Annotated in this window: 16 protein-coding genes and 1 other RNA gene; 4 read left to right on the forward strand and 13 right to left on the reverse strand. The window is 41.4% G+C overall.

Annotation, left to right across the window (positions count from 1 at the left end; genetic code table 11):
* Window positions 1–41: 41 nt before the first annotated feature.
* Window positions 42–992 (reverse strand): hypothetical protein, encoded by a 951-nt coding sequence (locus tag MAF46_RS03090; protein ID WP_060785463.1) that lies wholly within the window; start codon window positions 990–992, stop codon window positions 42–44.
* A gap of 283 nt (window positions 993–1,275) precedes the next feature.
* Here MAF46_RS03090 and MAF46_RS03095 point away from each other — a divergent pair, with 283 nt between their 5' ends.
* Together MAF46_RS03095 and MAF46_RS03100 are read left to right on the forward strand one after the other, a co-directional pair.
* Window positions 1,276–2,379, forward strand: a complete 1,104-nt coding sequence (locus MAF46_RS03095) for a polyprenyl synthetase family protein (protein WP_060785464.1) — start codon at window positions 1,276–1,278, stop codon at window positions 2,377–2,379.
* 83 nt (window positions 2,380–2,462) lie between these two features.
* Window positions 2,463–4,760 carry a protein kinase domain-containing protein gene (locus MAF46_RS03100; RefSeq protein ID WP_004574599.1) on the forward strand — a complete coding sequence of 766 codons (2,298 nt, stop codon included), beginning with the start codon at window positions 2,463–2,465 and terminating at the stop codon, window positions 4,758–4,760.
* Between the two features lie 9 nt (window positions 4,761–4,769).
* Here MAF46_RS03100 and MAF46_RS03105 read toward each other — a convergent pair whose 3' ends face one another.
* Window positions 4,770–5,474: a lysophospholipid acyltransferase family protein gene (locus tag MAF46_RS03105; RefSeq protein ID WP_004574600.1), complete on the reverse strand. Its 705-nt coding sequence runs from the start codon at window positions 5,472–5,474 to the stop codon at window positions 4,770–4,772.
* Window positions 5,475–5,546: 72 nt separating this feature from the next.
* On the opposite strand from MAF46_RS03105, the gene MAF46_RS03110 reads away from it, so the two are divergent.
* Complete coding sequence (locus MAF46_RS03110) at window positions 5,547–6,086, forward strand: hypothetical protein (protein WP_060785465.1); 540 nt, start codon at window positions 5,547–5,549, stop codon at window positions 6,084–6,086.
* 103 nt (window positions 6,087–6,189) lie between these two features.
* Here MAF46_RS03110 and secA read toward each other — a convergent pair whose 3' ends face one another.
* Together secA and hpf are read right to left on the reverse strand one after the other, a co-directional pair.
* Entirely contained in the window at window positions 6,190–8,958 is a 2,769-nt protein-coding gene (gene secA / locus MAF46_RS03115; RefSeq protein WP_060785466.1) for a preprotein translocase subunit SecA, read from the reverse strand.
* A 215-nt stretch (window positions 8,959–9,173) separates the two neighbouring features.
* Window positions 9,174–9,848, reverse strand: a complete 675-nt coding sequence (gene hpf / locus MAF46_RS03120) for a ribosome hibernation-promoting factor, HPF/YfiA family (protein ID WP_004132090.1) — start codon at window positions 9,846–9,848, stop codon at window positions 9,174–9,176.
* Window positions 9,849–10,005: 157 nt separating this feature from the next.
* Here hpf and rnpB point away from each other — a divergent pair.
* Window positions 10,006–10,377, forward strand: an RNA gene (gene rnpB, locus MAF46_RS03125) — RNase P RNA component class A.
* A gap of 37 nt (window positions 10,378–10,414) precedes the next feature.
* On the opposite strand, the gene MAF46_RS03130 is transcribed toward rnpB, so the two are convergent.
* The 9 genes from MAF46_RS03130 to argH all read right to left on the reverse strand — a co-directional run bounded on the left by MAF46_RS03130 (window position 10,415) and on the right by argH (window position 20,807).
* Window positions 10,415–11,047, reverse strand: a complete 633-nt coding sequence (locus MAF46_RS03130; protein WP_060785467.1) for an HAD family hydrolase — start codon at window positions 11,045–11,047, stop codon at window positions 10,415–10,417.
* A gap of 35 nt (window positions 11,048–11,082) precedes the next feature.
* Window positions 11,083–11,160 carry a pentapeptide repeat-containing protein gene (locus MAF46_RS06045; protein WP_145988654.1) on the reverse strand — a complete coding sequence of 26 codons (78 nt, stop codon included), beginning with the start codon at window positions 11,158–11,160 and terminating at the stop codon, window positions 11,083–11,085.
* A complete protein-coding gene (recN, locus tag MAF46_RS03135) occupies window positions 11,160–12,956 on the reverse strand; it encodes a DNA repair protein RecN (protein ID WP_060785468.1) in 1,797 nt (598 codons plus the stop codon). The genes MAF46_RS06045 and recN overlap by 1 nt, the downstream gene beginning before the upstream one ends.
* 9 nt (window positions 12,957–12,965) lie before the next feature.
* Complete coding sequence (locus MAF46_RS03140; protein WP_060785469.1) at window positions 12,966–14,033, reverse strand: NAD kinase; 1,068 nt, start codon at window positions 14,031–14,033, stop codon at window positions 12,966–12,968.
* Window positions 14,034–14,219: 186 nt separating this feature from the next.
* On the reverse strand, window positions 14,220–15,005 hold the full coding sequence (locus MAF46_RS03145) for a TlyA family RNA methyltransferase (protein WP_060785470.1): 786 nt from the start codon (window positions 15,003–15,005) through the stop codon (window positions 14,220–14,222).
* A 75-nt stretch (window positions 15,006–15,080) separates the two neighbouring features.
* Window positions 15,081–16,178: an HAD-IIA family hydrolase gene (locus MAF46_RS03150; protein ID WP_060785471.1), complete on the reverse strand. Its 1,098-nt coding sequence runs from the start codon at window positions 16,176–16,178 to the stop codon at window positions 15,081–15,083.
* A 97-nt stretch (window positions 16,179–16,275) separates the two neighbouring features.
* Entirely contained in the window at window positions 16,276–17,829 is a 1,554-nt protein-coding gene (locus tag MAF46_RS03155; RefSeq protein WP_275883740.1) for a tetratricopeptide repeat protein, read from the reverse strand.
* 81 nt (window positions 17,830–17,910) lie between these two features.
* The gene (gene tyrS / locus MAF46_RS03160; protein ID WP_004574605.1) at window positions 17,911–19,230 is read right to left on the reverse strand and encodes a tyrosine--tRNA ligase; all 1,320 of its coding nucleotides are present in this window, start codon (window positions 19,228–19,230) and stop codon (window positions 17,911–17,913) included.
* A gap of 65 nt (window positions 19,231–19,295) precedes the next feature.
* A complete protein-coding gene (gene argH, locus MAF46_RS03165; protein ID WP_004574606.1) occupies window positions 19,296–20,807 on the reverse strand; it encodes an argininosuccinate lyase in 1,512 nt (503 codons plus the stop codon).
* Window positions 20,808–20,833: the final 26 nt, after the last annotated feature.

Raw genomic sequence — 20,833 nt, forward strand, 5'->3', positions numbered from 1 at the left:
TAAAGGTACAGTTATGGCAAGGGCAACTTTTCATTAAGAAGTTAATCATCTTCTAAGGACGATTCCTTATTACTTTCTTCTTGCGGCGTGGCGAATTTTCTACACCACGCTGGCTCTACATGATTCCTATATGCGTTATCTACTATTCTAACCATTGAGCAATCAGGATCTATATCTAACGCCATTTCAACATATTTTTCAACATTACCTAGCCTAAACCACCAACTTATATAGCACATTAAAGCGTAAACTTGCACTTTTAACTCTGGGATTCCATCTACAACACAAGCCATAGCTTTTAGTAGATTTACAACGTCTAACGCTTTGCAAATATCTGGAAGCTCGTGCTCTTCGTTAAATTTTTCTTCTAGAAAACATCTTAAATCCTTAGAGATTTCTTTTGTTCTAGGCTCAAAAGCTAGAGTAAGCAACGAATCAATATTGTAGTACTCACCTTTAGAATCCAATAAATCTACAAGCAAAGTGTCTCGAACGTTAATATTGTCAAACATTGCAATCGGCAGCATTATAAGGTCGTAGCCTACAATGTTTCCTTCTTTTTTGCAAATCATATTATTCCAGTTGCGTATTGATTGATTTACAAAAATATCAAAAGCCGAGAATACTTCTTGCTTACATTTAACATCTAAATCTCTGTTTATGTAATCAATATACTTTTCAAAAAATTCTGGAGCTAAAGATCTAAGATTTTTAATCCAATTATCGTTGTAATCATGATGATTGTTAACATAATCTTTAGGAATGTCTAAAACTGCTATACACTCTTTTGGAAGATGATTAAGATCCACTTTTTCTATTGTTTTTCCAGAAGCATAGCTCACAGCAAAATAGTCTTCGGATTTGTTACAAATCATACTTGCAGCATAAATATTCGTCATCTCTTTAAAAGTTGAATATTCATGATCTTTGTCTTCAAAAAATTGTGTCTCGCTGATTTCGCAGCCTTTAGACTCGTTTTTTATTGTTTTCATAATTCCTCCCCTGTTTGTTTGTTGCTTGTTATTTGTTACTTGCTATTTGTTACTTGCTATTCGTTACTTGCTATTCGTTACTTGCTATTCGTTACTTGCTATTTGCAGTATTGATTTTGTGGCTTCTTTTAACTTTGTAAATAAGAGTTTTGCATCGCAAAAGCGATAGCGCAATAAAAACTAAGCAATGTGGTTAAAGGCTATAAATCCTAGAAAAATCCTAGAAAAGTCTTAGGAAATACTCACTTCTGCAATGTCTAAGGCATGTGAATAACTCGTAGATATGAGTTTAGATTCGCAAAAGTCATGCATCGATACGCGTATAAGCGAATTAATTTATAGTCAATTTGATTCTTTAGCTTGCAAAAATCTTATTTCTAATTGCAATAAAACACTTAAAAACGTTGTTTCCCAAGCAATTTTGTCTAGCGAAGGCGGAAAACGACTTAGAGCTTTATTAGCATTATATGCTTTTGATGCAGCAAAAGAGAGCAACTCAGCTACACAAAGTGACAATTCTTACAAAAACTCAAAAAACGCAATGCTAGACGTTGCTTGTGCTCTAGAAGTATTTCAAACAGCAGCTCTTGTTCACGACGACATAATCGACGAATCCGCTTTAAGACGAGGAAAACCAAGCGCATATTGTGCGCTATCTAAAGCCACAAACAATAGTCATATTGGAACTGGTCTTGGATTAATGCTCGGAGATATTCTAGCGTCTCAAAGCTTCGACATAACTAGAAAAGCGTGCGAAAATTTGCAAAATCCTAATGAGGTTTTATGCGAATTTACAAACATGCAAAAAAACGTTGGAATTGGCCAAATTCTAGACCTTTCAATCGAAATGATGAGCCTGGATAATCCACAAAAACTTGCAGAATCTTCTATAAACGTTTTTAGGTGGAAAACTGCAAGTTACACAACTATTGCACCTCTTGCTCTAGGATTTTTGGCTGCTGGAATGCAAAAAGACTACGCAATCAATTTAGCGAATCAAATTGGAGATCCTTTAGGAATCGCATTCCAACTTGCAGACGATCTTTTAGATATTGTTTCGGATTCTGCTCACACAGGTAAGCCAATCGGAGGAGATATTCGGGAAGGAAAACGCGCTGTTCTTCTAGCAGACGCATTAGAACTTTGCACTCCCGAAGATAAGCTCTTCCTTATAGACGCATACACTTCTAAAAGTCGAAGCGAAGACGATGTTAAAAAAATCATTGATATTTACAATCAAAGCGGCGCTATAAGTAAGTCTAAAAAGCGCATTCACAATCTTTGGGTTGAATCGCAAGAAAAAATAGACACTAGTTCGCTAAGCAATCATAGTAAAGTCATTTTGCACAATATTTCTAGCATGTTTATTCCTAAAGAATGGCAATAAGCGAAAATTGCGACTATTCTTTACTGTATTACCTGTACACTTTTAAATAGTGTGTTTTAATACGCGTATAAGGGATTTACTATATGAGTGAAGTTCAAGCGCAACTGGGAATGTGTATTGAAAATCGCTATCGCATAGTTAAAAAGATAGCGGAAGGTGGCATGGCTACTGTTTATAAAGCGCAAGATGAGCGTCTTAATCGCCCTGTTGCGCTTAAAATCATGCATACTCAGCTTGCTCAAGGTCTTCACCGAGAACAATTTATTGCAAGGTTCCGCCGAGAAGCAACTTCTGCAGCATCAATCGCAAATCCGCATATTGTTCAAGTTTACGATACTGGCGAATTTGAAGGACTTGACTACTTAGTTATGGAATATGTTCATGGCGTAAATCTTAGATACGAGATGAACAAATACGGCACTTTTAGTGTAAAAGATACTTTGCGCGTGCTGGCCCAGACTTTAGATGGTCTTGCATCCGCACACCTTGCTGGCGTTGTACACAGAGATATTAAGCCAGAAAATATTTTGATTAACGACCGCGGAAACGTGCAAATCACCGATTTTGGACTTGCGCGTGCAATTTCTCAAGCAACTCTTTCTTCTACGGGTCTTCTTCTTGGAACGGCTGCATACCTTGCTCCAGAAATGATTGAGAAGAATCTTGCAACTCCTCAAGGAGATTTATATTCCGCAGGAATGATGGCTTGGGAGATGTTAGCTGGCAGAGTTCCTTTTAACGCGGATAATTCAGTAACTCTTGTTTTTAAGCATGTTCACGAAGACACCCCTTCTATAAAAACTGTTTGCAAAGATATCAATTCTTCGGTTGCTGATTTTCTTAGTTCGATTACTGCTCGAGAAATGGAAAAAAGACCAAGTGATGCTTCTAAAGCGCTTAATATTTTAAGAAGAGTGTGCTCTGGCTTAAGCGAAGAAGAGTGGCAATATAAGTTTGAAGTAGATTTAGACGCAGAAAATCAATCTTTTGAAGGCTCGATAATAACAAACAAACTTGAAGATAAAAACTCTAATCTAAAATCCCAAATACCGCTTCCGCCTAGCATTAATAGCAATACTTTTAATAGCAATACTTTGGGTAATTCTGATTCGTCGAATGATACTATATCTAACACAAAAGAGCTAAATAAAACTGTAGATATGGATAAAACTACAGACATAGATAAAACAGCTGATATTGACGCAACTCAAGCATTATCTACAAAAAACTCCGATTTTAATGAAGGTTCTTCAAACTATTCGTCTTCAACAAGTAGCAATCCTCTAGAAGACTTTAACGATAATAATATGCTCACTGTTACAATGCGCGCACCGCAATTTATTAGTGAACGATTAAAAGCTAAAAGAAATAAGTCTAATAATGCAAACGACAATGGCAAAAAAACGCGCAAAAACATTATTATTATATCTGCAAGTTGCGCAGCAATCGCAGCAGCCGCAGTAGCATTTGGCGCGTACTGGTACTATTTAGGCCCTGGAAGCTATTGGTCTTTACCAAAACCAAACACGCAAGAATGCGCATCACAAAGTGCATGTAAAATAACAAACGTTCCGTGGGCAGACTACGAGCGCACTCTTAAAATATCTAATATTCCTTATTCGGTTTCTAAAGACTTTAGCGACAACATACCCGAAGGAAACATTATTTTCACTAATCCAGATTTTAGTGGCAGCAAAATCTCTAAGCGAAATAATGGCCGCGTTAAAATTGTTGTTTCAAAAGGCGTACGCAAGTCAACTATTCCAGAAGACATTATAGATCCAACTTCCAATGCTGGAAAAGATCCTATAAAAGCATTAAAAAAGGCAGGATTTACTTCTATTACGCATAAATCAAGCGAAGATATTTATTCTTTGGAAATTCCTAAAGGATGCGTTGTTGAGATTTCGCCAACTCCTGGAATGCAAATGAATCACAATAAAAATATTACTGTGATTCTTTCTAAAGGGCCAATGCCTGTTTCTATGCCAGACGTTGTTAATCTTACAAAAGAAGAAGCAGATAAGGCATTTAACGAAGCAAAATTAGTTCCAAACTACAGCGAAGAGTTTAATGACAAAGTAGGAAAAGGCAAGATTATTAGCGCGTCTGTGCAAAAGGGAACGCAAATGCATTGGGGAGATAAACTCGATGTTGTTGTTTCTAAGGGACCGAAGACTATAACAATGCCAGATGTGCGCAATAAGAACGCTAATGAAGCTAGAAGAATACTTGAATCGCTTGGATTAAAAGTTAATATTTCTGCGCCTTTGGGCGATCTTATGCACACTGTTAGATTCCAATCCGCGGCTCCAGGGTCTCAAGTTAGAGTTCTAGACGAAAGCGGAAATCCAACAACAGTAACGTTAACGATTATTTAACTATTTAACTTAACGATTATCTGTTTTTGCTTGCGACTCTTCTAGCATGCGCTTTTTAACAGTTTGCGCATATTCGTCAACGTACTCTTGACCGCTCATTTGTTGGATTGCTTTTGTTACTTTATTAGTAAGATCTCGAAGAATATCGTGCGTAATTTCTTCTGGACTCATCTTGCTAACTTCGATTGGCTTTCCGTAAATCGCCTTAGTATTGCCCTTTGCAGGCATAATCTGGCCATGTTTTTGAAGTTCGCGAGTGCCAACAATCGCAACTGGAACAATCGGACATCCTGTTTCTAGAGCTAATCTTGCAGCGCCTGAATGACCCTTATATAGCTTTCCATCTGGGCTTCTTGTTCCTTCAATGTGAATACCAAAAAGCTGACCTTTTTCTAGGATTTCTTTAGCGTGATTCAACGCGCCAAGCGATTTTGATCCGCCAGAACGATCCACTGGAAACACGCCAACAGACGTAAACCACCACTTTTTGAATCGCCCCTTTAATCCTTTGCCTTCAAAATACTCAGCTTTTCCCATAAAATGAATCATTCGAGGGCATGTAAGAGGTAAAAGCGCGTCGTCAATAACAGCAAGATGATTTGCTGCAATAATCGCTCCACCTGTTTTAGGAATATTATTGACTCCTTGAGCAGTAGGGTGAATCCTTAAGCGAGCAATGAATCCAAACCCCTTTACAAAGAACCAATACAACATGCTAATCCCCATTCTAGCAAGATTCACAAAATAGCATTCAAACTATCAAGCAGACTTGCTACAGTATAATTCATGACTTCTTCTAAGAATACCAACTCCCATAACCGTTTGTATAATAACGAAAACAGCAATGGTGACGATTCGTTTAGTAAAAACTTTAACGACGACTGGTCTCAATTCGTTAGCGAGCACAAAAAAGATTTTAATGATTTAGAAAAGTCTAAAAGCGCAAAAATCTTTAGAAAACGCATTAATCAAGCTGCAGAACCATTAAAAAACATAGCATTTAACACTAAACCTGGTCCAAGAGATAACACAACATCAAGCTGGCTCGATGTTGATAAAACAATGGACGAATACGGAGATGACTTTGTTGCTCCAAACCCCCATTTTAAGAACGTTTCCATTACCCTTATAGTTTTATGGAGCGTGTTTGTTTTGGGCGTTCTAGGCATGATTTTGAGCGTTCTAGTGCCATATTTTGCGATTTACACTGGCTCTGTTAGCGCTTTCCTATTTTTGATTGGTGGCGCAGGCCTACTTATGAGCAGAAAAAAGGACAATACTTCTAGCGAAGACTATAACGAGTTTGGAAAAGGCGCGCGAGTTTAGAACTAGCGAGTTTAAGTGTATTCGAGCAAAAAAGAAAAGAATGAGGCTGATGCATTAACACCAGCCTCATTTTTATAAAACGTTACTTTATAAGACTTTGACTTTAATCCTCATTTTGACCATGGCAAAGCTTGTACTTTCTGCCAGATCCGCATGGGCATTCGTCATTCTTATTTGTTCCAGGGAACGTACGACCATCTGCCCAAGGAGTCTTCCACTCCTCCGCCTTTGGACGCTTGCTTAATGGAACTTCGCCTTCTGCATGGCTCATAGGAGCAGGGCCGACGATTCCAGAATGCTCGTCTTCTTGCTCCTCTTGCTCAATGCTTTCGTCCATATAAGAATCATCTTGGTTTTCTGTTTCTGCAACAATCTGCTCAAGATTCATGCGGAACAGAAGCTGAATAGACTCTTCCTTAATGGCCTCAATCATAGAGTTGTACATTTGGAAGCCTTCGCGTTGGTACTCAACCAAAGGATCTCGCTGACCCATACCGCGCAAGCCAATGCCATCCTTTAAGTAGTCCATCTCGTAAAGATGTTCGCGCCACTTTCTATCAAGAACAGCCAAAACAACTCTGCGCTCAAACTGACGCAAACTATCGGATCCCATTCGCTCTTCAAACACTGCATAAATAGTTGTTACACCATCTACAATCGTGTCTCTTAAAGCATCAACAGCTTTTTGACCCTTAAGAGGCTCAATTTGCAAGCGAAGCTGATCCCAATCAACAATAATTGGCATAACTGCGTTCACAGCATCTTTAAGGCCTTCCCAATCCCAATCCTTAGGCTTATCGGAACCGTTCATTGCTCCACGAACGTAGCTATCTGCAGTATCTTTAATAAACTTTAAGATATCTTCGTGAATATCTTCGCCCTTAAGAACAGCCTGACGTTCTGAATAAATAACGGTACGCTGCTTGTTCATAACATCGTCATACTTCAAAACGTTCTTACGCATTTCAAAGTTACGCGCTTCAACAGTCTTTTGAGCCGTGCGCACGCCATTAGAAACATACTTAGATTCGATTGGTTCGCCTTCTGGCAAGCCCTTAGCCATAACACGCGCAACAAGCTGAGTGTTGAACAAACGCATTAAGTCATCTTCCAAGCTTAAGTAGAAGCGCGATTCGCCAGGATCACCCTGACGGCCAGAACGGCCTCTAAGCTGATTATCAATACGACGAGATTCGTGGCGCTCAGTACCAAGAACATACAAGCCACCAAGCTTCTTAACTTCTTCGTGCTCGTCTTTAACTTGTTCCTTAACTTCTGCCAAAACGCCTGGCCAACGCTTCTCGTACTCTTCTGGAGTATCGTCTGGAGAATAGCCTTCTGCTTTAAGCTTTGCATCTGCCAAAAACTCAACGTTTCCGCCAAGCATAATATCTGTACCACGACCTGCCATGTTTGTAGCAACAGTCACAGCACCCTTACGACCTGCAACAGCAACAACAGCTGCTTCCTTAGCGTTTTGCTTAGCATTCAACACTTGATGAGGAATACGAGCAACATCCAAAAGCGAGGAAACGATTTCGGAAGATTCAACCGATGCAGTACCAAGCAAAACAGGCTGACCCTTTGCATGACGCTGAGCTACGTCTCGAACAATCGCAGCAAGCTTTTCTTTCTTAGTGCGGAAGATCAAATCATCCTTATCCATACGAATAACTGGACGGTTAGAAGGAATTGGAAGAACGCCAAGCTTGTATGTTCCCATAAACTCGGCAGCTTCCGTTTCTGCAGTACCAGTCATGCCAGCGAGCTTGTCGTACATGCGGAAGTAGTTTTGCAAAGTAATAGTTGCAAAAGTCTGATTTTCTGCTTTTACTTCAACATTCTCTTTAGCTTCAATCGCCTGATGCAAGCCCTCGCTATAACGACGACCTGGAAGAACACGGCCAGTGTGCTCGTCAACAATCAAAACTTCGCCATTAGTAACAACGTAATCGCGATCAAGAAGGAACAATTCCTTAGCTTTCAAAGCATTGTTCAAGTAGCCAATCAAAGCAGTGTTGCTTGGCTCGTAAAGATTATCAATACCTAAATAATCTTCAATCTTTGCAATGCCTGGATCCAAAATACCAGCAGTCTTGCGCTTTTCGTCAATTTTGTAATCAACATCGCGATCAAGCTTTAGAACAAGCTTTGCAAACTCGCGATACCAACGCGTAACATCGCCTTCGGCAGGTCCCGAGATAATAAGTGGCGTACGAGCCTCATCAATAAGAATAGAATCAACCTCATCGACGATTGCATAATGATGACCACGCTGAACAAGATCACCCTTTTCCCAAGCCATGTTGTCTCGCAAATAGTCAAAGCCAAACTCGTTGTTTGTGCCGTAAGTAATATCTGCGTTGTATTGCTTCCTGCGCTCTGGAGGCTGCTGATCTGTAATAATGCATCCAACGCTCATGCCAAGGAACCTGTAAATACGACCCATAAGCTCACTCTGGTAGCTAGCAAGATAGTCGTTAACTGTAACAACATGAACGCCCTTGCCTTCCAAAGCGTTCAAATAGCTAGGCAGTGTTGCAACGAGTGTTTTACCTTCACCAGTCTTCATTTCTGCAATATTGCCCCAATGCAATGCTGCACCGCCCATAAGCTGAACGTCAAAGTGACGCTGACCAAGAGTACGCTTTGAAACTTCTCGCACTGTAGCAAAGGCCTCTGGCATTAAGTCATCAAGCTTCGCACCATTGTCTAACTTTTGCTTGAATTTTGCCGTTTGTCCTTTAAGTTCCTCGTCCGAAAGCGCAGAAATCTGATCTTCAAGCGCATTCACAGCCTTCGCAACGTTCTCAAGGCGCTTCAATTGACGGCCTTCACCCATGCGCAAGGCTTTATCAACGATATCTACCACGTTTAGCTCCCTTAGGTCGTGTCTATTATTCGGCTAGCCAATATAGACGTAAACTGTGCCTATATTACGCGACGGCTACGATTTTTGCAGCTCGCGAGTCCAAAACAACGCATAAAATGCCCGCCTAGCTTATTACTAGACGGGCATTGCACTCATATGAGTTATTTTATTTACTTTATTTACCCTTATTTTTCTATTGTTTCTTTACTGTTTTGTTACTTCTTTTTAGCAACATTTTCTGGAGTATCAATCTCAAACACACCATAACTCCATCCATGCCTACGGTATACAACCGATGGACGCATGGTTTCTTTATTTACAAACAGGAAGAAATCGTGACCAATAAGTTCCATCTCGTACAATGCTTCATCAATGCTCATTGGCTCGGCAATGTGGAGCTTACGACGAATCACAATAGGAGTATCTCCAACACTCACTTCCACTGATTCGCCAGGACCCAAGTCGGAAGCAACCGCAGCATCTGCACTATTTGTTCCATCAACTTGAACAACTTCTTCAACAGTTGTTTCAACTTCTGGCTCTACAACACCCAAGTCAACTGGAACCATCTGCTCGTAGCCACGACGATGATCCTTGCGGCGATCTCTAGTTCTACGCAAGCGAAGCGTCAACTTATCTAATGCCATATCTAATGCACTGTATTGATCTGTGCTAGACGCTTCTGCGCGAATAACCGTACTTCCTGCAACTACAGTAATTTCAACTCTTTTTGCAGTATCTGCCTGCCTTGGATTGCCCTCAGTGTTAAGCACAATCTGAATGCGCTGCGCATCTGGAGCAATGGCGGTCACACGATTCATCTTGCTTTCTACAACGTCACGGAATCTTTGCTTAATTTGCGTATGACGTCCAGTGATGACGATCTCCATGCGAACCTCCTTAAGTAATCCGATATAAAATCGGCTTGTGTACACGTCAACGGCACCAGCGCCGCTGATACATCTATTATATCCGCTAAAAGCCGCCATTTTCTAGCGAGTCGCAAAATATGCGCAAAATTAAGACGTCTGCTATAATTGGGAAGGTTGAGGTTTCACGATGACCGCGGCTGCAATGTTCATTCGGAGTAGCTGAGGAACTTCCGGGCTCCGTAGAGCACAATGGCGGATAACGTCCGCCCAGGGCAACCTGAGAGATAGCGCAACAGAGAATAGACCGCCTAAACTTTTGTTTAGGTAAGGGTGAAACGGCGGTGTAAGAGACCACCGGGCTTCTGGTAACAGTTAGCCGCATGGCAAGCCTCATTGGGAGCAAGGTCAAGCAGAAGGTGTTTAAGGGCTGCTCGCCTAAGTCTTCGGGTAGACTGCTAGAGTTTGGCGGTAACGTCAAATCGAGATGGATGGTCATCCGTGTGCATTTTGCACGCGACAAAACCCGGGGTATGTGAAACCTCACCTCAACTTTTGGATTTTATTTAAGACTTTTACTTTGGCTTTTATTTAAGACTTTTTGGCGCAAAGTCAAAGTCACCATTTATTAAATCCACTACCCCACAAGTTTTCATTCCAGCTAAACGAGCTGATTTTAGTGCTGCATCAGAATCCTCAAAAACAGTGCAATCGCTTGGTTTTACGCCAATTCGCTTTGCTAAGTCAACATAAGTTTTATAGCTATTTTTTGCATTACTTTCTAAATCTTCTCCAAAAATCATCAAATCAAAGTAATCATACAAATCCGTACGCTTTAACGCAGCAACACATAAAGACTTAGAAAGAGTAGTTATAAGAACAGTTTTCGCACCAGTTTTATGCAAATAATCAACGTAATTTTTAGCGCCTTTTCTAAGCGGCAAATGCTTTGCGTATGCGTCAAAAGCCATGTCTTGCCACTCTTTCATTAAATCTTCGGGAGAATCCGTAAAACCAAAACGCTTAATAACATAATCCGCAACTTGGCGAGGTGTCATTGTTGCCGTGGAATCAGCAAAATCGGCAGGCACTTTAATACCGCGCTTAGCAAAACTCTCTTCGTCTATCTTGTCCCAAACGTTCAAAGAATCAAGCAAAGTTCCGTCAAAATCAAAAATCGCAGCACAATTTGAATTATCAACTAATGCATTTTCGCTCATATTATTAATCCCGATTATCTTTGATATTAACCCTATTATTCTGTTTTAGAAAAATCTGTTTTAGAAAAATCTGTTTTAGAAAAATTACTTTGAATTAGCTTAAGATTTTTCATTAGACTTTACTATTTTCAAGCAATTCTTTTGCATGATCCAAAGATGCTTGCGATTGGCTTCCCGAAAGCATTCTTGCGATTTCGCTTTGGCGGCTAATCTCATCTAATTTGGTAACAGTTGTATCTGCAAAACTAGAATTCTCGCCAGAATCCGCACTAGAATCAGCTCCAGAATCAGCTCCAGAATCCGCCGCGCTTTCAATCTTTTTTCTAACAACAAATTGAACGTTTGCAAAAGCTGCTACTTGAGCTAAATGCGTTACAACAATCACTTGTGAACTTTTAGCAAGCAAAGCCAGGCGCTTGCCTAACTCTACTGCTGCAACGCCTCCAACACCTGCATCAACTTCGTCGAAAATAAACGTCATTGATTGATTATTACTGCGATTTTGTTTTGCGCTAACAAGCTCCATTGCAAGCATAAGCCTACTGAGTTCTCCACCCGAAGCACTACTGCCCATTGGCAAATAGTTAGACGCAGGGAAAGGCTTAAAAAGAAACTCAACACTATCTAAGCCGTGCACGTTCAAATCAAATTTTCCGTCCTTGTTTTTATCGCGCTTAGAAACATTAATAAAAAGTTGCGCATCTGGCATAGATAAGGATTCAAGCTCTTTGCTAACTTCGTCGCTAAACTTTTTTGCAACAACTTTGCGCGTGCTATAAAGAGCTTCGGCAAGTTTTTCAGCGTCTTTATAAGTCTTCTCGCACAAATCTTTAGCGCGCGCAACAGCTTCTGGCGAATCATCCAAATCTTCAAGCTCAAATTGCGCTTTTTTGGCCCACTCTAAAACATCGTCAATTTGCGGGCCCCATCTGCGTGTTAAATCGCTTAAATCGTGAATACGATTGTTAATAGCGTCTAAATCTTCCTGACTTTCATCAACATCTAACTGCTGCGCAAGTTGCATAACAATGTCGGAAATTTGGGAAGAAATATCGTCAAGTTGATTTGCAATCGCGCTATAATCTCCGTCAACTCGAATTGAGCGAATTGCCTTAGATGCATTGTCTACCAAATGTAATGCGTCAACTGAATCTATTGCGCCATAATCAATTTGACTTGCGTCTAACGAAGAGATTGCTTCGCTAATAGCTCCAACGATTTGAGCAGCGTTTTCTATGCGATCTCTTTTAGCTTTAAGATTTTCATCCTCATTTGGTTTTGGATCGATTTGGCGAATTTTTTCTAACGATTCACGCAAATAGTCTGCGCGCTGCCTAGAAGACGATTGCTGATTTATAAGGCGATTATATGATTCAACGGCACTTTGCCACTTATTAAACGCGGATTCATAGTCTTGCAATTCTTTAGAATTACAAGAGATTGAATCCAAGAATTCACGCTGCTTTGAGGCTGTTGCTATGCGAAGCTGATCGCTTTGACCATGAATTGTTATTGTGTGCGAGCAAACGCTTTCTAGCAATGATTTTGGAACAGAATAACCAGATATTACAGCTCTTGATCTACCAGTTTTTGGAACAGATCTAGATACGTAAACTTCTTCTTTAGAATCGTCATCTTCACATTCTTCGGCATTAATCCCAGATTCTTGCAATATTTGCGCAACATCGCTGGATTTTGACACAGAAAACACGCCTTGCGCCCACGACTCATTTGCAAAAGATGATACTTTTGCAGAATCTGCTTTTCCTCCAGATATAAGCTTTATAGCACTTAAAAGCATAGACTTTCCAGCACCAGTTTCGCCAGTTATTGCAGTCATTCCTTTAGAAGGCGTAATAACAGCGTTAGAAATTGGGCCTAAATTACGAATCTCAAGTTCTTCAAGCACAAATACCCCCTATAGGTTTAGATTATTAGGGACGATTGAATATTCTGCATTACAGTCAGCATTGCCATCAGCGCTATCTACACTTGCACCATCTACGCATGCGCTATCTTCATAATTTCTATCGGTTTCATTATGAAGATTTGCTTCATAAATCTTAGGCTTAGCGGCCACTTTTCTGCGATTTTCACGCCATCCAACAACTGGCAAATCAAACTTTGTGACTAATCTTTGCGTAAATGGAACGCCAGAAAGTCGTGCCAAAAGCAACTCATCTTTAGATTGCCTAATTTGAATCCTAGAACCTTGCGGCAAAGCTCTTTGACGCCTTCCATCGCAGCAAATCCACCCACCAGAAGATGATTCTTGCAAAATATCAATCGTAAAAGTAGAACCTGCTCCAATAATCAATGGTCTAGAAAAAAGCGCGTGTGCAGCCAAAGGAACAAGTTGCAAAGCCTCAACATTTGGCCACATAATCGGCCCACCTGCAGAAAACGCGTACGCAGTAGAACCAGTAGGCGTAGAAACAATCACGCCGTCGCACCCAAAAGACGACATTTCAACGTTGTCAACGCGAATCGAAAGCTCCACCATCCGCCCACGATCTGCCCTATCTAAAGTAATATCGTTAAGCGCCCAATCACTTAAAGGCTCGCTCGCTCCAGGGAGCCAAACATCTACATGCGCTTCCATTCTATGCTCTAAAAAGTAGTCTTTTTGCGCAATTCTTCGCATAGCTTCATCTATCTGGAAGCTCTCAAATTCCGCCAAAAAACCAACATGCCCAAGGTTTATTCCAATAATTGGAACAGGAGTGCAATGCACTAATTCTGCAGCTTGAAGCATTGTGCCATCCCCACCTAGCACAACAACAATTTCCGTATTTTTATCTACTCCTTGAGCGATTTTTTGCGCAAAATCCGAAACTGCAGCACTATGAAACACACTAACATTAAAACCAGCATTTTTAAGCTGAGTAGTAACTTGATTTACAACAGCACTGTTGCCATCAAGACGCGCATGCGTAACCACAAGAGCATTGCGAGAAGCAGAATTACCTTCTAAACGTTCTTGCATAGCACCCCCTTTGTAGCTATTTGTAGATTAATCGTAGCTTATTTACAGATTAATCGTAGCCTAATCGCAGCTTTACAAACATTAATAGTTATTGTAATTGTTGCACTACATATTGTGCATTAATCTACATATTGCAATATTGCACATTAATCTTATGCAAATATTTATCAAACAATCTCTTGACTATTAAATTTGACTATTAAATCGCGCATAAAGAAGATATTCAACGTTCCCGTGAGTTCCCTCTATAGGTGATTCGCGAGTTGCAATAACGCTTAAACAATTGTTTTTAGCGCATTCTTTAACATTTTCTAAGGCTTTAAGTCTTAGGTTTTTATCTGTTACAATTCCGTGCTTGCCAAGATTTCCTTTACCAACTTCAAATTGCGGCTTTACAAGAAGAACAATATTCGCGTTATTTTGCGCAATACGTGCAATTACTGGAATCACAAAGCTAAGAGATATAAAAGAGACATCGGAGACTATAAGATTCGGCTTGTATGGCAAATCTTCCGCGTAAACATTTCTAATATTTACGCCACTCATTTCAATAACGCGCGGATTGCTTGCGATTTTTGTGTGCAATTGACCGTGTCCAACGTCTAAAGCTATAACGCTATTGACGCCATTTTGCAACAAATAATCGCAAAAACCGCCAGTAGAAGCGCCAATATCTAATGCTTTAGTATTTGAATCAACTTTTAAGCCCAAATTCTCAAATAAGCGAAATGCGCCTTCGAGTTTTAGTGCTCCTCTAGAAACGTATTTAACGCAAGAATTTTCTTCTTTTGATTCGTCAAGGCTTATTTTTTGCGATTTTTTCACTAAAAATGACGATTTTTTAACAATACGATTATCTACTTTCACTACTCCAGACTTGATTAAGCGTTGAGATGTAGTTCTACTCTTTACTAAACTGCGATTTACAAGCGCGCAGTCTAAGCGCTGAGCTAAATCATCTTCGTCTAGCATTAAAAACCTCGCTTAAAGTATAAAGTCGTAAATCGCAAGTCGTAAGCCACAAATCACAAAGCCACAAGTCACAAATCACAAAGAAAACTCTGGAAGAATGTAATCTTCAAGCGATTTTCCACTATCCATTAAGCTCCAAGCGAGCGCACAAGCAGCACGCAAAGCGTTGCAATCATTAGGATTGTTTACTTCAATAGAGTTACTAACGATTTGCGCTCTAGAAGTTCCGCATACAAACGTAGAATCGTCAACGCGCTTAGGAGCAACATGCACCTCGTTCAATCCCCTTAAATCCTTAGAAACAAAGCTTGGTCGCAAGTGTTTTGGAGCTTCAAACAACATGCGCGGATTGGTAACGCCCGTAAGCACTAGAAGAGACTCATACCCCCCTCTGGTACCTGCTTCAATGTCTGTGTCTAATCTGTCTCCTACAGCAAGCGAGCGCTCAATACTTATTACAGGATTTCCAAATTCGTCTTTTTGCGCATATTCTTTAATATCTTCATCATTGTGCTTTGCGTTTGCAGCAACCAACAATCGCGCTTCGTCGTACATTGCGCACTCGGGCTTTCCAGCAGACGCAATAGGCTCTACTCCAGTGGCATTTACTACAGCTTGAATCATAGAACCGCATCCAGGAGCTATACCGAATTCACGTGGAATTGTTAAATCGCGATTAGTAACAAAATACTTAGCTCCGCGCTCTACAGCAAAAGCGACTTGTGCCATTTCTTGCCAAGTCATTTGCGGATACCAGCCTTGAATAACGGCTTTTGGATTATCTTTACAAGACTTTACTGGATTAAGACCAGCGCTACGAACCTCTTGTACAAGATGATCTGCGCCTAAAACTAAAACGTTTGAACCGCTTGGAACATATCGAGCAACCATTCGAGCAGCTACAAGTGAAGACGTTATGATTTGCCACGGCTCTACTTTTAAGCCAAAACTTTCTAGCTGACTTGCTACAACTTCTTGAAAACGAGAAGAATTATTAGTTGTGTATTCAATAAACATGCCATTTTTTTGAGCATTTTCAATTGATTCGGCTGCGTATTCAACGGATTTTCCGCCTCTATACACTACGCCATCTAAGTCAAGCAAAGCTAAACGAAAATCCTTGCTTAACGCAGATTTACTATTTGAAAAATTCGCTCGTTCATCAAGTTGCATAAAATATCCTCACGATTTTAAGAATACTAAAGTAGAAAATGCCCAGCTTACTATACTTTTACAATACAGAAGCCGGGCTTAGAAAATATTATTTATACTATTCCTCTTTAGGATTAACTGCATTCATCTCTACAGTTTCAGTATTATCTGCGATTTGTGAATCGTCGTCTGAATCTTCGTCTGAATCTTCGTCTGAATCTTCGTCTGAATCATCATCCGAATCATCATCTGGAGCAAATTGCGCATCATCTTCACTAATGCCAACTTCGTCCATAATCGCATCATTAAGATGTTCCAAATCGTAGTCAATCACAACATCTTCTGGATTTTCTTCGTCTTCAATATCTGCATACTGCTCTTCTAAGCGGTCAAGCAAAGCGTCAAGCTCAATCGCCTCATCGCTTCGCCCAGCCTCCTCTAGGAAGTACTGCTCCGCTTGAACAGCGCGCATTCTATACTCGCCAGGCAAGCCCTTAGACCTGCCCATTGCATGAACAAGCTCAATCGCCTTATCTGCATGGTTTGTATCTGCCAAAACGCCTGCGTACACGAGGAACATTTCTGCTTTAACTTCGCCACTAACGCTTTTAGCTTCATCCGACATGCAAATTTCCAGCGCTTTATCGAGGTTGCCCATGCCGCGCTCGCAATCTGCAATAAATGGAAGATAATCCGTGTAGCCATTCATTCGCATAGCTGTTCTAAACTCGCGCGCAGCAAGCTTGTAATCGCCTTGACGGTACGCAATAAATCCTAGTGTTTCGCGCGAAAAATCAATGCGAGACGCCTGCTTTGCAGCCCACTTTGCGTGCTCTAAAGCAAGCTCTGGATCTTCGTCTTGCAAAGCGTATGCAGCAAGAATATGCAAGCCAATGTTTTCGGAATGCTCCTTAGAAAGACCGCGCAAACGCTCGCGAGACTCCTTAGAAAGCATTGAATACTCTAGGCCCTTAGGCATTTTTGGCTCGCCCGGACGCCTATCTGTATACGGGTTTTGAGATGGGTAAGAAACAGTTCCATCCGAGTTTCTACGAGGTCCATTTTCAAAGCGGAAAGATGACTTTGAATCGCGCTTTCTAGAATCGTTCTTCTTAAAGCCACCCTTGTGGAAGCCATCCTTGTGGAATCCGCCGCGATTGTCTTCAAAACGGCGATCATTGCGTTCTGAGCGGTCAAACCTGCGATCGCCACGCTCTGAGCGATTATCTCGATTATCGCGATTATACTTATCAAACTTCTTGTATCTTGGATTTCCCGATTCTTTTGAATCAGACTCAAAACCACGATTTGTGCGCTTATCGTAATCGCTGTGATTGTATCGATTATCGCGATTGCGCTTATCTTCGCGATTATATCTATCTTCGCGATTATCTTTTCTGTCAAATCTGCGATTATCGCGATCAAACCTGCGCTCACCATCGCCATCAAACTTGCGATCCGAGTTTTTCTTAAAACCGCTCTTCTTGAATCCATCTTTATGGAAACCACCCTTGTGGAAACCGCCGCGATGCTCACCATCTTTGTGGAAACCACCCTTGTGGAATCCTCCGCGACGCTCACCGTTTCCACCATTTTTACCGCCATTTTGACGGCTAAAATGTCCACGATTACCAAACGACTTACCACTACGCGATCCGCGTTCTTCGCCCATTATTGGCATACCTTTCAAAGTCTAAAAATATAAAATTATACTAAAATCTAATGCTAAAAACAAATAAAGCGCGCTTAAAAACTACGCACGCTCAACAGCGCCAATAGCCTTCTTGCCCCTACGAAGCAAAGCAAAACGACCGTGCAAGAATGAGCTATCGCTCAAAACGTCATCAACGCTTTCTACGCGATTATTGTTAACGTACAATCCGCCAGCTTCAATAGCTCTACGAGCCTCGGAAATAGTACGGAACAATCCTGCAGCAACAGCGGCCTCAACAACGCGATCTTCAACATGCGCTTTAGCAAATTCCAAAGTGCCATCTTGTGCTTTAACTTTAACACCATCTAAAGCAGCTTCAAGAGTTTGCTCGTCAATTCCAGCTAAATCGCCCTTGCCAAAAAGCGCTCCAGAAGCAGCAATCGCCTGATTCGTAACATCCTCGCCATGCACAAAACTTGTAACTTCCCAAGCGAGCACACGCTGAGCTTCACGACTTCCTGGATCTTCTTGAATCTGCTTTTCCAAACGCTCAATCTCGCTCTTAGGTAAGAACGTAAAAGCCTTAAGAAGCTTAACAACTTCATCATCTGGCTGATTAAACCAGAATTGATAGAAGCGATAAGGGCTAAGCATTGTAGGATCAAGCCACATTGCGTTACCCTCAGATTTTCCAAACTTACGACCTTGATTATCCGTAATAATTGGGCTTGTAAACACGTTTACAGAAGCTCCGCGAACCTTACGAATCAAATCCATGCCAGAAGTCAAATTACCCCACTGGTCAGATCCGCCAAGTTGCAAAGTAACGTTGTAATTATCAAACAAGTACAAAAAGTCGTTTCCTTGCAAAACTTGGTAGCTAAACTCAGCAAAAGAAATGCCTTCGTCGGAGTTTAAGCGGCGAGCAACAATATCTTTAGAAAGCATTGTGCCAACTCTAAAGTTCTTGCCAACATCGCGCAAAAAGTCGATAGCAGACATTTTAGAAACCCAGTCGTAGTTGCTTACAAAACGAACAGGATTCTCTCCATCAAGAGGCAAAATGCGGCCAATTTGCTTGCGCAAACGCTCCGCCCAGCCAGCAACAATATCTTTAGAATTAAGCGTGCGCTCTCCGCTTTGGCGCGGATCTCCAATCAAGCCCGTAGCACCACCAACCAAAGCAATAGGATGATGGCCTGCAGCTTGCAAATGACGCATGTTAATAAGCTGAACAAGATTGCCAATATGAAGCGATGCAGCAGTAGGATCGTAGCCGCAATAATAAGTTAATGGTTCTCCGTCAAGTGCTTGAGCAAGTTGATTTTCGTCAGTAGATTGAGAAATCAATCCACGCCACTTTAGCTCTTCAAACAAAGAAGCAAATCCAGCTTCTTTGTAATTCCTCACCTGAGCCATTTATATCTCCTTATTATTGCAAAAATTACCGAAAGTATCGGGCGCATTTGCGCGCTACAAGCCTTTCAATTTTGGCAGCACATGGAGACACTCTTATAAGCTGTTCCGTCGCTTACAGATTCAGCGAATTTCTTATACTCACTAATCGCAAGCTGAGCTTGATTAATTTGTTCTTTTACGCGCACAAAAGCTGTTCCACCTTTGCCGCATCTAGAAGAAACAGAGCCATAGCTAGAAAGAACAAGTCTAAGATCTGGTATTTTATTTGCATCAATAATGCCGTCTAAAATCGTTGCATAATCGTCGTTACTCAAATCGCTTAAATCGCATTTAAGACTTTCGGCACGTTTTACACATAGTCCCGATAACGTATGCGCATTGCGGAAAGGAACGCCTTGTTTTACAAGCCATTCTGCAATGTCTGTAGCAAGAGCGAAACCAGTTGCAGACTGCTCAAGCAAGCGAGGCGTGTTAAATCGCATTGTTCTAACCATTCCTGCAAATGCTGGAAGCAAAACTTCTAGAGTGTCGATTTGGTCAAAAACCGCTTCTTTATCTTCTTGCAAATCGCGAGCATATGCGGTTGGGAGACCTTTAAGAGCGGCCATTAATCCAGTTAAATCTCCGATTAATCGCCCAGCTTTACCTCTAGCAAGCTCCGCAATATCTGGATTCTTCTTTTGAGGCATAATCGAAGAGCCAGTCGAATAGGCATCGTCTAAAGTTACGAACGCAAATTCTTGAGTATTCCATATAATAATCTCTTCGCTTAAGCGAGAAATATCAACGCCAATCATAGATGCAATAAACGCAAACTCCGCAACAACATCGCGGCTTGCTGTAGCATCAATCGAATTTGCGCAAACAGCAGAAAAACCAAGCTCTTTAGCAACTTCTTCGGGGTCTAAGCCAAGAGTGTTGCCAGCCAATGCCCCTGCTCCGTATGGACTTTTGTTTGCGCGCAAATCCCAGTCCGCAAGGCGATTTACGTCTCGCAAAAGCGGCCAAACATGAGCCATTAGCTGGTGTGCAAGCAAAATTGGTTGAGCGTGTTGCATATGAGTGCGGCCAGGCATTACAGCGTCTTTTGCTTCTAAAGATTGAGCGACTAAAGCATTGCAAACATCTAGCACGAGTGCCGCTAATGCGCGTGCGTGTCTGCGCAAAAACATGCGTATTAAAGCTGCGATTTGGTCGTTTCTAGAGCGGCCAGCCCTAAGTTTTCCGCCAAGTTCACTTCCTGCAATCTCAAGCAAGCCGCGCTCTAATGCTGTTGCTTCGTCCTCGTCTTCTTCAATTGGAGCAAAAATGCCATTATCTACGCGGTTTTGCAACTCGTCTAGCGCTTTGCAAAGATCTGCGTATTCTTGATTTGTTAATAAACCTGCACGATGCAAAGCGTGGGCGTGCGCGCGAGAGCCTGCAATATCGTCATCCGCTAATCGCCAGTCAAATTGCGTTGACTTGCTAAGCTTTGCGAGTTCCGCGGAAGGCCCCGAGCTAAAACGGCCGCCCCACAAGGCTATTGGATGATTAGTATTGGCATTTGCGCTGTCATTGGCATTTGCATCGTGCATAGTTATTCTTTCGTCTTTTTAGTCGT

The organism is Gardnerella pickettii (assembly GCF_029226345.1).
GTDB classification, from domain to species: domain Bacteria; phylum Actinomycetota; class Actinomycetes; order Actinomycetales; family Bifidobacteriaceae; genus Bifidobacterium; species Bifidobacterium piotii.